8 protein-coding genes are annotated in these 13,886 nt (G+C 65.4%); 1 reads left to right on the forward strand and 7 read right to left on the reverse strand.

What is annotated here, in order from left to right; genetic code table 11:
• Positions 1 to 5 precede the first annotated feature (5 nt).
• Positions 6 to 1,424, reverse strand: coding sequence for an FAD-binding oxidoreductase (locus PI87_RS23035; protein ID WP_039600036.1), 1,419 nt, complete (start codon positions 1,422 to 1,424; stop codon positions 6 to 8).
• Positions 1,425 to 1,584: 160 nt separating this feature from the next.
• Between PI87_RS23035 and PI87_RS23040 the strand changes: the two genes are divergently transcribed.
• A complete protein-coding gene (locus PI87_RS23040) occupies positions 1,585 to 2,142 on the forward strand; it encodes a cob(I)yrinic acid a,c-diamide adenosyltransferase (RefSeq protein WP_039600037.1) in 558 nt (185 codons plus the stop codon).
• Between the two features lie 70 nt (positions 2,143 to 2,212).
• On the opposite strand, the gene PI87_RS23045 is transcribed toward PI87_RS23040, so the two are convergent.
• The 6 genes from PI87_RS23045 to PI87_RS23070 form a co-directional block, all read right to left on the reverse strand.
• On the reverse strand, positions 2,213 to 3,115 hold the full coding sequence (locus PI87_RS23045; protein ID WP_039600038.1) for a mechanosensitive ion channel family protein: 903 nt from the start codon (positions 3,113 to 3,115) through the stop codon (positions 2,213 to 2,215).
• 159 nt (positions 3,116 to 3,274) lie between these two features.
• Positions 3,275 to 5,452, reverse strand: a complete 2,178-nt coding sequence (locus PI87_RS23050) for a c-type cytochrome (RefSeq protein ID WP_039600039.1) — start codon at positions 5,450 to 5,452, stop codon at positions 3,275 to 3,277.
• A 241-nt stretch (positions 5,453 to 5,693) separates the two neighbouring features.
• Positions 5,694 to 6,773, reverse strand: coding sequence for a 3-deoxy-7-phosphoheptulonate synthase AroG (gene aroG, locus PI87_RS23055; protein WP_039600040.1), 1,080 nt, complete (start codon positions 6,771 to 6,773; stop codon positions 5,694 to 5,696).
• A 378-nt stretch (positions 6,774 to 7,151) separates the two neighbouring features.
• Entirely contained in the window at positions 7,152 to 8,615 is a 1,464-nt protein-coding gene (tldD, locus tag PI87_RS23060) for a metalloprotease TldD (RefSeq protein WP_039600041.1), read from the reverse strand.
• A 26-nt stretch (positions 8,616 to 8,641) separates the two neighbouring features.
• Positions 8,642 to 9,514: a carbon-nitrogen hydrolase family protein gene (locus PI87_RS23065; protein WP_039600042.1), complete on the reverse strand. Its 873-nt coding sequence runs from the start codon at positions 9,512 to 9,514 to the stop codon at positions 8,642 to 8,644.
• Between the two features lie 5 nt (positions 9,515 to 9,519).
• Positions 9,520 to 13,779: a YhdP family protein gene (locus tag PI87_RS23070; protein WP_039600043.1), complete on the reverse strand. Its 4,260-nt coding sequence runs from the start codon at positions 13,777 to 13,779 to the stop codon at positions 9,520 to 9,522.
• Positions 13,780 to 13,886: the final 107 nt, after the last annotated feature.

The raw sequence follows: 13,886 nt of genomic DNA on the forward strand, positions 1-13,886 counted from the left end.
GTCTATTACAGGTGGAAGATCTTGCCGGGGTTCAGGATGTGCTTCGGGTCCAGTGCCTGCTTGACGCTGCGCATCAGGTCGATGGCGCCGTCGCCATGCTCGGCAACCAGCGAGTCCATCTTGTGTAGCCCCACGCCGTGTTCGCCCGTGCAGGTGCCATCCATGGCAATCGCACGCGCGACGATGCGCCGGTTGATGCGTTCGGCTTCTTCCCGCTCTTCCGGCTTGTCGGGGTCGATCAGCAGGCACACGTGGAAGTTGCCGTCGCCCACATGGCCGACGATGGGCGCGGGCAGTTGCAGCGGGCTGGCGCGCAGGTCCTGCTCCGTTTCGACCACGCATTCGGCCAGGCGCGAGATCGGCACGCACACGTCGGTGGTGACGGCGCGGCAGCCGGGCTTGAGCTGCAGGAAGGCGAAGAAGGCGTTGTGGCGGGCGTTCCACAGGCGGCTGCGGTCTTCTGGGCGCGTGGCCCATTCGAAGCCCTGGCCTTTGTGTTCGGCGGCAATCTGCTGGACGGTCTCGGCTTGTTCCTGCACGCCGTGCTCCGAGCCGTGAAACTCGAAGAACAGCGTCGGCATTTCAGGCAGCGTCAGCTTGTCGTACTGGTTGATCGCGCGGATGGCCAGCGCGTCGACAAACTCCACGCGTGCAATCGGCACGCCCATCTGGATGGTGTCGATCACGGCCGACACCGCATCGCCCATGCTCGGGAAGGCGCACACCGCGGCGGACACCGCCTCCGGCTGCGGATACAGCTTCAGCGTGATCTCGGTGATGATGCCCAGCGTCCCCTCGCTGCCGATGAACAGGCGCGTCAGGTCGTAGCCCGCCGACGATTTGCGCGCGCGGTTGGCGGTCTTGATGATGCGGCCGTCGGCGGTCACCACCGTCAGGTTCAGCACGTTCTCGCGCATCGTGCCGTAGCGCACGGCGTTGGTGCCCGAAGCACGCGTCGCGCACATGCCGCCGATGGACGCATCCGCACCCGGGTCGATCGGGAAGAACAGGCCCGTCTCGCGGATCTCGGTATTGAGCTGCTTGCGCGTGACGCCCGGCTCGACCGTCACCGTCAGGTCTTCCGGATGCACCGACAGCACGTGGTTCATCTGCGAGAGATCGAGGCTCACGCCGCCGGCCACGGCCAGCAGATGGCCTTCGAGCGACGAGCCGGCACCGTAGGGGATCAGCGGGATCTCGTGCTTGAAGCACAGCTTGGCGACAGCGGCGACGTCTTCGGTGGTCTGCGCGAAGACGACGGCGTCGGGCAGCATCGGGTCGTAGGCGGATTCGTCGCGGCCGTGGTGAGCGCGCACGGCTTCGGTGGTGGAGAGGCGATCGCCAAAGCGTGAGCGCAACGCGTCGAGCATCACGGGCGGAATCGGTTTGCGGATCAACTGATGCGGGGGAACGGGGTGGTTCATGATGGTCTCGCGCGGATGCTGTGAGGGCGCTGTTCCGCATCACACTGGAAGCGCCGGGGCCGCTCTGGCGGCGGGCCTGATCCTGCGATTCTAACGCCGCACGTGGCCGGCGCTTTCCGCACTTGCGATAATGCAGGGCACACCTACCAGGAGACGCACCGTGGGCAACCGCTTATCCAAGATCGCTACGCGCACCGGCGACGACGGCACCACCGGCCTCGGCGATGGCAGCCGCACAGCAAAAGATAGCCTGCGCATCGCCGCTATTGGCGACGTTGACGAGCTGAACTCGCATATCGGCGTGCTGCTGACGGAAACGCTGCCCGACGGCGTGCGCGCGGCACTCACGGCCATCCAGCATGACTTGTTCGATCTGGGCGGCGAGCTGTGCATCCCGGGCTACACGATGGTCACCACCGCGCACGTGCTGCGGCTTGACCAATGGCTGGCGGATTACAACGCCGATCTGCCGCGTCTGGCCGAATTCATCCTGCCCGGCGGCAGCCGCGCGGCGGCGCAGGCGCATGTGTGCCGCACCGTTGCACGCCGTGCCGAGCGCAGCATCGTTGCGCTCGGTCGCGCAGAGACCATCGGCGAGGCGCCGCGCCAGTACGTCAATCGCCTGTCGGACCTGCTGTTCGTGTTGGCACGTGTGCTGAATCGCGTGGATGGCGGCACCGATGTCCTGTGGAAACGCGACGAGCACAAGCCGGCGTAGTCGTCATCGGCGCACCAAAACAAAACGGCCCGGTTCTGCACCGGGCCGTTTGCTTTTGCGGATGCGTGGATCAGTTCACGCTCGTCGGCGTCGTCGTGCTTTGTGCCACGGCGGTCAGGCCTGCCAGCTGACCCGGCGTCGTGATGGTCAGCGCTTGCGAAGGCGTGGGCGCCGGGAAGCCGGCTTCGGCCAGCGCTTCCTTGATCGTGCGGTTGGTGTCGAAGTAGACCTGCCAGTAGTTGTCGTTGTGCGTGTAGGGGCGCACGGCCAGCACCGGCCCGACCAGGTTGAATTCCAGGATCTCCACGTCGACCGCCGGATCGGCCAGCACGTTCGGGATGGCGGCAACCTTCTCCTTGAGCAGCGCGATGGCGGCGCGGTGGTCGGCGCTGCCGGCCAGTTGCGCCTTCAGCTCGACGCGGCGGAAGGGGTTCGACGTGTAGTTCTGGATCGTGTCCGCGAAGATCTTGCCGTTGCCGACAATCGTGACCACGTTGTCCGGCGTGTTGATCGTCGTGGCAAACAGGCCGATCTCCTTGATCGTGCCCGTCACGCCGCCGGCCGTCACGAAGTCGCCCACCTTGAACGGCCGCAGCACGATCAGGAACGCGCCCGCCGCAAAGTTCGACAGCAGCCCCGACCACGCCATGCCGATGGCCACACCGGCCGCTGCAATCAGCGCTGCGAACGTCGTCGTCTGGATGCCGAAGTAGCCCAGGATGCCGATCACCAGCAGTACGTTCAGCGTGACGGTGATGATCGAGCCCACATACCGCAGCACGGTCGGATCGACCTTCTGCCGGCTCAACGAGCCTTCCACCATGCGTACTGCCAGGTTGATCAGCCAGCGGCCGACCACCCAGAAGACGATGGCGGCGAGGATCTTCATGCCGACGTCGGTGGCGTACTGCGCGATGATCGCCTGGTACTTGCTTGCGGTGTTGACGGCGGTATCCGCCAGGGTGTCTGCCATGGTTGCCTCCAAGGGTGAGCAGGGGATCCCACCTAAGATATGTCAAAGACAACGCACTTGTGTGACTTTGATACGTTTTGGTCACATTTGTTATATATTGCGCCGCACCAACCGTCGGCACCGACATGCGTGGCCCCTGCTGGGCAGGGGCGTCATGGGTCAATAGCGGGCGTCGGCAGGCTTTTTGTCCCGGGGCCAGTCGTTGACCTTGGGTACAAAATCCGGGCGGGGCATGTGTGAGAAAAACTGCGCCACATCCAGGGCTTCCTGATCCGTCAGCCCGCCTTGCCCCAGCGGGAACCGATTATGAAACGCGATCGGCATGTTGTTCTTCACGAACGCGGCCGCTGTGTAGGTACGTGCCATGCCGGCTCCGATGTTGAACGACTGGTCGCCCCACAACGGCGGATAGACGTACTGGCCCTGTGCGTTCGTGATGCCTTCGCCGTTGGCGCCGTGGCACAGCGCGCATTGCGCTGCGTAGATACCCCGGCCATTTTCTGCATTGGGCACCAGGCTCTTGTCGATCTTGCCCACGCCGCGCCCAGCCACCTTGTCTTCCGGCTTGGTCTCGCGCTTCATCCAGTCGAAGTAGGCGACCATCGCTTTCATTTCTTCGGAATTCACCGGCAGAGGCTTGCCGTTCATCGAGCGCAGGAAGCAGCCGTTGATGCGGTCTTCGAGCGTGATGACGCGCCCAGCGCGCGGCGCATAGCTCGGGAAGAACGCCGAGAGACCGACATACGGGGACCCATCGGCAACCGTGCCCGCATTGAGGTGGCAACTGGCGCAATTGAGCTTGTTGCCGACGTTCTTGGGCAATAGGTTGTGCGTATCGATGTTCAGGCGCGCCCCCAGCACCAACTGCTTGGCGTTGGGTTCATTGAGCATGGCGGCCAAGCGCGGGGTTTCGAACTGCGTGGCATCCAGCTTTCTGACTTCCAGTTCCTTGCGGGCCTTGCTCACGTCGGATGCCGCCACCGGCTGCCGTTTGGCGCTGCCCCAGCTCTCGCGTGTGAAGTTCACGATGTCGGCAATTTCCTGGTCGCCCAGCCGGGCAAACGAAGGCATGGTCAGTACCCGGGCATGGCTGACCGTCTGCGCTGTGGCAGAGCCGGTCAGCAGGATGTGCAGCAGCGTGGCCGGGTTGCCGTCGCTCAGTACTGGATTGCCTGCCAGCGGCGGGAACACGTTGGGCACGCCATCGCCGTTGCCGCGGTGGCAGTCGGCACAGAACTGCAAGTAGCCCAGGCCGCCGCGGCTGGTGTAGAGGCTCGCGGGCTGTGCAGATGCGCCCGACTGCGGCGGCACGATGACGGGTGCCGGACCTTGCGCAACCTGCATCGGCTTATCGACCTTGCTGGCGGGCAAGGACTTGAGGTACTCGCCAATGGCCAGCAGATCGCCGTTCGTCATGTACTGCGTGCTGTGTTGGACCACGTCCACCATGTTGCCGGACACGGCGCCGTAGCGGTTGCGCCCGGTCTTGAGCATTTCAGCCACGTCCTGCGGTGTCCACAGGCTGCGCAGGCTCAGGGCGCGCCAGCCTTCCACCGTTTCACCGGCCAGGAAGTATTTGCCCTTGGCGCTGGCCTCAGACAGGGTCTTTTCCTGGAAGCCGAGACCGCGCGGTGTATGGCACGCGCCGCAGTGCCCTAGGCCCTGCACGATGTACGCGCCCCGGTTCCACTCCGCAGACTGCGAAGCATTCGGCTGGAAAGGCTCACTCTCCAGAAAGGCCCAGTTCCATAGCGACAGCCCCCAGCGCTGGTTGAACGGAAACGACATCCCCAGCGGCTTGTTGGTCTGCTGCACCGGCGCCACGCCCTTCATCAGATACGCGTACAGCGCGCGCATGTCCTCCGGCGTTGTCTTGGCGTAGGACGGATACGGCATCGCCGGATACAGGTTATGGCCATCCGCGGCGACGCCCTTGCGCATCGCACGATCAAACTGCTCGAACGTATAGCGCCCAATGCCTGTCGTGGCATCCGGCGTGATGTTGGTCGAATACAGCGCGCCAAACGGTGTCTGCAGCGCAAGCCCGCCCGCCATCGGCTTGGATTTGTCACTGGTGTGGCAGGCAACACAGTCGCCCAGGCGCGCGACATAACGGCCGCGCTCCACCTGCGCGCGCGTGGCATCGTCCATGTCCTTGGCAATGCTCGCGGGCAAGTCGTCAATGACCTGCGGCACCTGCGCATGTGTGGATGTGGTGGCTTCAGTTGCAGGCGCTGCAGCGGATGGTTGTTGTGGCTGCGCGTGCGCCCCCCACTGCAATGCTGCGAAAGCCATCGTGATCAGGGTGCGCTGCAGAACTCGCTTTGTCGTACGCATAGGTGTGTGAGCGTTGCCCCTGCCGACAGGTTATTTTTCTGGGGTGATCGGCATCCTCGGGTACGACCCTATTCTATGGAGATGGGTACTCTCAAGATCACATCGACCTCGCCTCTGTTTGATCCACCTCATGACTGTGTTGCGGGGCGAGCAGGCCCTTGCAGGCGCGGTGACCGGGGACGGGGCGGCACAAAAAAAAGGACGCCCGCAGGCGTCCTTTCTCACAATCGGTCAACGCAGATCAATTGCCGCTGCCCGGCACCAGACGGCGCTTGCGCACGGCCTCGGCCAGCGTTTCCAGCACCTTCAGCGAATCGTCCCAGCCGATGCAGGCGTCGGTCACGCTCTGGCCGTAGGCCAGGTCGGATACCGGCGTGCCCTGCACGTGGTCCTGACGGCCGGCGTTGATGTGCGACTCCACCATCACACCGACGATGCGATTGTCACCCGCGGCCATCTGGCGGCCGATGTCTTCGCACACCGGGATCTGGTTCTCGTGCTTCTTGCTGCTGTTGGCGTGCGAGGCGTCGATCATCAGGCGCGCGGCCAGGCCCGACTTGGCGATGGCTTCGCAGGCTTCCTGCACGCTGGCCGCGTCATAGTTGGGCGCCTTGCCGCCGCGCAGGATGATGTGGCAATCCTCGTTACCGGCCGTCGACACGATGGCCGAGTGGCCGCCCTTGGTGACCGACAGGAAGTGGTGCGGCTGCGACGCGGCCTTGATGGCGTCCACGGCGATCTTCACGTTGCCGTCGGTGCCGTTCTTGAAGCCGACCGGGCACGACAGGCCGGACGCCAGCTCACGGTGCACCTGGCTTTCCGTCGTACGCGCACCGATCGCGCCCCAGCTCACCAGATCGGCGATGTACTGCGGGCTGATCACGTCGAGATATTCGGTGCCGGCCGGCAAGCCCAGCTCGTTGATGTTCATCAGCAGCTCGCGCGCGGTGCGCAGGCCGTCGTTGATCTTGAAGCTGTTATCCATGTGCGGATCGTTGATCAGGCCCTTCCAGCCGACCGTGGTGCGCGGCTTCTCGAAGTACACGCGCATGACGATTTCCAGCTCGTTCTTGAAGCGCTCGCGCTGCTCGACCAGGCGGCGGGCGTAGTCCATCGCGGCCTTGGTGTCGTGGATGGAGCAGGGGCCGATGATGACGATCAGGCGGTCGTCCATGCCGTGCAGGATGCGGTGCATCGCGTTCCGGCTTTGATAGATCAGGTCGGATACGGTGTCGCTGCACGGGAATTCGCGGATCAGATGCGACGGCGGCGTCAGCTCTTTCAGTTCGCGAATGCGCAAATCATCGGTGTTCTTCGGCATGGAAAGCTCCAGGGGGATGTCTTGGTTCGTGTATTGGAAACGTCTACTGTGTTCGGATCATGTTTCGCGTCGGCGCCGGGGTGGGGCAGGTGACAGGGCGAAAAAAAAACCGCCAGGGTCGCTGGCGGTTTTCGGTATCTGTTGGGTGCTTTATTTTTGCTGCAAGCGCCCCTCTCCTTCCGCCAGCGGTGCGAGATGCCAAAAGTAAAAGTAAAAAAACTTGGCGAAGGACATGGAGAGAATGCTAAGTACTGCAACAAAAATCAGGGAAGCGCTACTGCGCCGCACCAATCGAACCGTCTTTATAGCTGCTTTTTTTGAGCGCCGCAAGCGCGGGTTTTCCGGGCCCGCGGCGTCAAAGCGACGGCGTTGCGGCCGTCAGGCCGTGCCGCCCACCGTCATGTTCTCCATGCGCAGGGTCGGCTGCCCGACGCCCACCGGCACGCTCTGGCCTTCCTTGCCGCACACGCCGATGCCCGAATCCAGTCGCATGTCGTTGCCGATCATGGTCACGTGCTTGAGCGATTCTGGGCCGCTGCCGACCAGCGTCGCACCCTTGACCGGGTAGGTGATCTTGCCGTCCTCGATCATGTACGCCTCGCTGGCGGAGAACACGAACTTGCCGTTGGTGATGTCGACCTGACCGCCGCCGAAGTTGACCGCGTACAGGCCCTTCTTCACGCTGGCGATGATCTCCTGCGGGTCTTTGTCGCCGCCGAGCATGTAGGTGTTGGTCATGCGCGGCATCGGCAGGGCAGCGTAGCTCTCGCGGCGGGCGTTGCCGGTCACGGGCATCTTCATCAGGCGCGCGTTGAGCGTGTCCTGCATGTAGCCGGTGAGGATGCCGTCTTCGATGAGCGTGTTGCACTGCGTGGGGTTGCCCTCGTCGTCGAGGTTGAGCGAGCCGCGGCGGTTGGCCAGCGTGCCGTCATCCACCACGGTGACGCCCTTGGCCGCCACGCGCTCGCCCATGCGGCCGGAGAACGCGGACGAGCCCTTGCGGTTGAAGTCGCCTTCCAGCCCGTGGCCGATGGCCTCGTGCAGCAGCACGCCGGGCCAGCCCGGGCCGAGCACCACAGTCATCGTGCCCGCCGGTGCCGGCTTGGCTTCCAGGTTGACGAGTGCAGAGGAAACCGCCTCGTCCACGTATTCGCGCAGCAGATCGTCGGTGAAGTAGCCGTAGGCATAGCGGCCGCCACCGCCCGAGCTGCCCATTTCGCGGCGCCCGTTCTGCTCGGCAATGACGGTGACGGAGATGCGCACCAGCGGGCGCACATCGGCGGCGATCACGCCGTCGCTGCGCGCGACCAGCATCACGTCGTATTCACCGGCCAGGCCGGCCATGACCTGCACCACGCGCGGGTCTTTGGCGCGGGCGAGCTTTTCGATGCGCTCCAGCAGGGCGACCTTTTCGGTGGCCGTCATCGAATCGAGCGGGTCGTTCGGTGCGTAGAGTTCGCGGCTGCCGGCGGTGCTGGCCAGGCTGTTCGCCACTTTCACGCGGCCGGCGCCAGCCTTGCCGATGGTGCGCGTGGCGCCAGCGGCCTGCATCAGCGCGGGCAGGCTGATGTCGTCGGAGTAGGCAAACGCGGTGCGGTCGCCCGAGACGGCGCGCACGCCCACGCCCTGGTCGATGCTGAAACTGCCGGATTTGACGATGCCTTCTTCCAGGCTCCACGCCTCGTTGCGGGTGTACTGGAAGTAGAGGTCGGCATAGTCGACGCGGTGCGTGAAGATGTCGGCCAGCGCGCGTTGCAGGTGCGCTTCGTCAAGGCCGTACGGGTCCAGCAGCACGCGGCGTGCGATGGACAGGTTCTGGATGGCGATGTTGCCTGCGTTCATGGTGGGTCCTTTGAAATTCGGTTGGGCTACATCACGCGGTGTTTGAGCGCCGGCAGATCCTGGCGCACTTGTGCGAGTCGGGTCGGGTCCATGTCGCCGACGACCACGCCTTCGCCTTCCGGCAAGGCGGCGATGACTTCGCCCCAGGGATCGACCAGCATAGAGTGGCCCCACGTGCGGCGGCCGTTTTCGTGGCGCCCGCCCTGTGCGGCGGCGAGCACGTAACACTGGTTCTCGACAGCGCGGGCGCGCAGGAGGATTTCCCAGTGCGCGGCGCCCGTCACGTAGGTGAAGGCCGCCGGCATCAGAATCAAGTTCAGGTTGCCCTGCGACGACAGCGCGCGGTACAGCTCCGGAAAGCGCAGGTCGTAGCACACCGACATGCCCACGCGGCCGCACGGCGCATCGAAGGCGACCGGCGTGGCGCCGGGCTCGATGGTGCGGGCTTCATCGTAGCGTTCTTCGCCACGCACGAAGTTGAACAGGTGGATCTTGTCGTAGCGCGCAACGCGCACGCCGGCCGGATTGAACGCGAGCGATGTATTGCGCACGCGTTGTTTGTCTTCGCACCACATCGGCAGCGTGCCGCCGACAAGCCACAGCTTGTGGCGTCGTGCAGCGTCAGCCAGGAATGCCTGAATCGGGCCATCCTGGTCATCCTCGCGGATGGCGACCTTGTCGCTATCCTTGCGGCCCATCTTGCAGAAGTACTCGGGCAGCAATGCGAGTTGCGCGCCTTGGGCGGCGGCCTCGGCGAGCAACGCCTCGGCGCGCGCCAGGTTGGCGTCCACCTCGATGCCCGTCACCGTCTGGATGGCGGCGACGCGGAAAGGTGCCTCAAAGGGCACACCCGAGCCGGATGCGGCATGGGCAGGAGCAACGGTCGTGGAGGAAGTCATAGGGCCTATTTTGCCGAGGTTTCGGAATGGCTGCCTGTGCCGGAGTTGGACGCGACCTTATCGATCTTCGGTTTGGCCCAGCTTCCAGTGACGTGATACTGCGTAGCGAATGCTTTCGACAATTGGTCGCCCAGCACCAACTGGGCTGCCAGCGTGCCCAGCCCGATGGCCGGGTTGATGAACGCTGCGGCCAGCGATGCAGACGTGGCGTCCACCTTGGGCGTGACCTTCACGTGCAGATCCTGCGTTTCATCGAGGATGTTGGCCGAGCCCTGCATCGCCACCTGGAACTGCGGGCCCCTGACCGTGAAGTCTTCCGTGCGCGCGACGCCGCTGGCAATCGTGCCGGTGGCCGCCACGCTCTCGAACGGGGTACCGCGGCCGGTAGCGCTGCGCAGGTCGGTGGCGAAGTGCAGCAAGCCCTGCAGGCTCAACACGCCGACCAGCTTGGCCAGGCCCGGGTCCACCGGCAGGAACTGGCCGCGCTCCAGGTTCAGCGCCATGCGGCCGTTGAGCGTCGGATAGTCGATCGACATGGGCGAGCCGCGCCACACAACGCGGCCTTCAAACTTGCCCTTGGCACCGTCGAGCACCTTGGCGAAGCCCATCTTCTCCAGCAGTTCGCCCGAATCACGCAGGTCGAGGTGGAAGTCGAGCAACGTGCGGCGCTCAGGGTCATCTCCGCCGCCGCGCAGACGGCGCGGAATGCGCCACGTGCCTTGTGCGGTGAAGGTGGCGGCGGGCTGCTCGAGCTTGAGCGTCTCCAGCGTCCACACCGGGGTGCCGTCGGTGATCTGGTTGCGCGCCTTGATCTCCAGCTTGCCGAGTGTCTTGCCGCGCAGGTCGAACTTGTCGGCCACCAGATCAAGCGAGGGGATCTCCTGCGAACTGCGTGCGAGCGATTCGGTCAGCGCGGTCTCTTCCTGCGCGTCAGGGATGCTCATGCGCGACAGGCGCATGGTCAGCTCGCCGAAGGGCACGGCGGTGCTCTCCGCATGCCAGCGTGCGGTGCCTGCGATCTCGCGCGAATCGATGGTCGATTGCCAGTTGGCGCCATCGCGCGCGGCATCGATGCTGACGTTGCTGAAATCGCGGCCAAGGATGCGCAGCGCCTGTGCGCGCCCGCTCAGGCGGGTGGGCAGGTAAGCGTTGTGGCTGTTGGCGGCAGCATGCTCCGCGGCGAGTTGAGCGGCGCTCTTTTCACCCGGCGGTGTGGCGAAGACCTGGCGCCAGGCGTCGATATCGAGTCGGTCCAGCGTCAGATTGGCTTGCACACCCTCGGCGGGTTGCGGCACGGGCTGGCGTACGCCGATACCGCCGCGCAGTACCTCGGTGCCATTGCCGTTGCTGCGCAGTTCGTAGCGTGCGGTGGCGATGCTCCCGATCTGCAGTGTGACTTCGTCGAGTGCGTTGTTGGCCGCCAGCGGCTGCATGTCGAAGCGCATCGGCAGCGGTTGGCCGGCGGCTTTGTTGAGCGGTGCGGGCAGGTGCAGTGTCATCGGCGTCAGGTCGGATTGCACCTGGATGACGGGCCGATGTTGCTTGACGCTGATGGTGGCGCTATACGGCGCGCTGCCGTCCAGCGCGCGCGCAATCGCGGCGATGGGGCTGCCTTCCGGGGTGGTCTCGCGTAGGCCCTGGGCCGTTGCGGTGCCGGCCACCTGGATGCGGATCGTGCCATCAGGTGCGGTGCCGCCGGTCGGGCGAATTTCGCCGCCGGCAAAGCGGGCGCGCAGGTTGTCGAAGCCGATGCCCTTGTGCGTGAAGGTGAGCGCGCCAGTGACGTCGGTGAGGGGCGGCGCCTGCGGGATCAGCGTGACGTCGTTGCGCAGGAAGGTGACGCTGCCCTGGGCGCGGGCGGTGTGCATTTCGTTGAGCGGCAGGTCCAGCTTGAGCGCCAACGTGGCGTTGCCTTGCGCGCGTGCGTCCTTGGTGAAGTGGCCGATCCAGCCGCCAACCGGGCTGGCCTCGACGTATTGCAGGAAGCTTTGCGTGGCGCCATCGGCATGGCCGTCGATGGTGAGCAGCGGATGGTGGTCACCCATATCGGGCAGGCTGCCAGTTACGTCGGTCAAGGTCACGTCGCCGACCTTGGCTCGCGCCACCTTGAACGACATCGATGGCCCTTCGAACACAACCGTGCCTTCAGTGTCGGTGAATGCTGGCCAACTGGTCGGGTGCGATGCGTCGGCGGGGGCAGGCTGGTAGGTCACGTCCTTGACCGGCACCTCCACGCGGAACACGCCCTTGTGCGGTGGGCGGTACGGGAAATCGTACAGGTCGCCGGTCAGGATAAGGGTGACGTTGTTGGCTGTACCGCCCTGCAGGGCGCCGGCCAGGTACTCGCGCGTATGCGGCCCTACGGAGAGCGGCAGATAGCGCGGCACACGCGTGACGACGGCGTGTTCCAGCGTGCCCTTCAGGTCGATGGTGCCGACATGGCTGGTGTCCGGCGCGTGGCGGTAGTTGCCCGCAAACCGGGCCGACAGATCGCCATTAGAGAACGTCAGGTTGTCGCTGCTGACGATCAGTTCCTGCTTGCGATACGTCCAGTTGAAGGTGCCTTGCAGGCGGTCCAGCGGCACTCGCGCGTCGTCGAAGAGGCCGGGCAGAAGCAGGGCGGCATCGGAGGAATCGATGCGCAGCGTGCCCTTGTCGTCGGAGAAGACGGCGTTGCCGGAGAGGTTTTCGACGCCAGGGACGGCGGGCTCAGGGTGATGGCCAGCGGGCACGGCAGGTAGTGCACCCGGCCCGAACGACACCTGCCGCAGCGTGGCGCGCCCTGTGAAGTGCACCGGCGCCGGTGCCGATGTTGGCAATTCGGGCCGCCAACGGGATACGTCGCGCTGCCAGTTGATGTCGAGATCGTCGATGCGGCCGGCGGGTTGCTTGGCGCGCAGCGGTTCCAGCACGCCGGCCGGCAGCGGCAGGGCGGTGGCGATGCCGCGCAGGTCGGCCAGATCCAGCGTCGTGGCCTTGATCTGCAGGCTGCGCAGTTCGTTGCGCGTGTCCATGGCCCAGCCGACGCTTGCATTGCGCAGCCCGCGCGGGGTACCGGCCGGGTTGGCTGGGGCTTCGATACCGGGGCCGACCAGTTCGGGCGCGGGCGCGGGTTGCGTGGGCAGGTTCAGCGGCTGCCAGAGCAGCGTGTCGATGCGCAGCGTGTGTTCACCGCTTGATGTGCGCTGCTGCGAGGCGAGCGCCTGCAGGCTGCGCAACTGGAGCGGATCGAGATCCTTGCGGATCTGCAGGTCGAGCTGCTGGCCGGTCAGCCGCGCTTGACTGCGTGTGAAGACGCCGTCCGCAAACTCCACCGAGCCGTCCGAACTGACCGTGCCGCTCTTGGCGGCGGCCATGACTGGCACATAGCGTTGCACCGCCGCCAGTTGCAGCGTGTCGACCTGCCAGTTGGCTTGGCCGTGCCAGTGGTGCCAATCGCCCGGGCGGGCCAGCAGGTCATGGCGGAAATCGGCGTGCAGCTTGATCGGGCCGTTGAAGAGGCTGGGCGAGGTGCCGCTGGCGTCCAACCGGTGGCGGGTCGGGCCGCTGCGCAGCTGAACGTGGACGTTGCCCAGCGCCACCTCGGGCAGCTTCTGCTGCTCGTCGAGCCAGCGTACGGCGCCTTCGCGGAAATCGATGTCGCCCTGGGAGAGCAATTGGTCGAAGAAATTGCTGTCGCCGCCGGTGTCAGGCCCCAGTGGCATGCCGGCGACCAGCAGGGCGCCCTCCGGGGTGCGGCGGACCAGCACATCGGCGTGGCTGGCATGCAGTGCGGCAAACGTGATCTGCATGCGCAGCAGCGAGCGCCACGACAGCCGTGCCTGCACGTCCTGCACGGCAAAGGTCTGGCGGCCGGCGGTGTCTCGCGCCTCGATGCGCTGCGCGCGAAAGGCCGGGTGCCAGCCTTCCCAGTAGGTCTCCAGCGAGCCGATGCCGACGTTGGCGTGCAGTGCGCTCGACGCCTCGTGCTCCATCCATTCGCGTGCCACGCTCACGCGCGGCCACAGGACAAAGCGCACCAGCAGCATGCCGACGAAGGCCAGGACGACCAGCGCAAGTGCCGTTTTCCACAGGATGCGCCACAGCTTGCGCCAGATCGGCGCGCGGATGCAGGCGACAAAGCCACCAGCAATCCTGCTGACCAGCCGGGCGATCCATGTCCAGATTGCGCCGGCCGCGCGCAGGCCTGTCCGGCGGGTGGACAGGGTGCTGGTGTGTCCGCCATCGGACTTCGGCGATTCTGGGGGCTGGGGCGGGCGGGGCATGTCCGGGATTATCCGATATTCGTGGCGCAGTGCCACATTTGAAGCTGGGCACGACCCTCGTAGAGCGGCAAGCACGCCCGATGCCCGTGAAAGTGCGTGACCACCGA

This window comes from Ralstonia sp. A12 (assembly GCF_000801955.1).
Classification (GTDB): Bacteria; Pseudomonadota; Gammaproteobacteria; order Burkholderiales; family Burkholderiaceae; genus Ralstonia.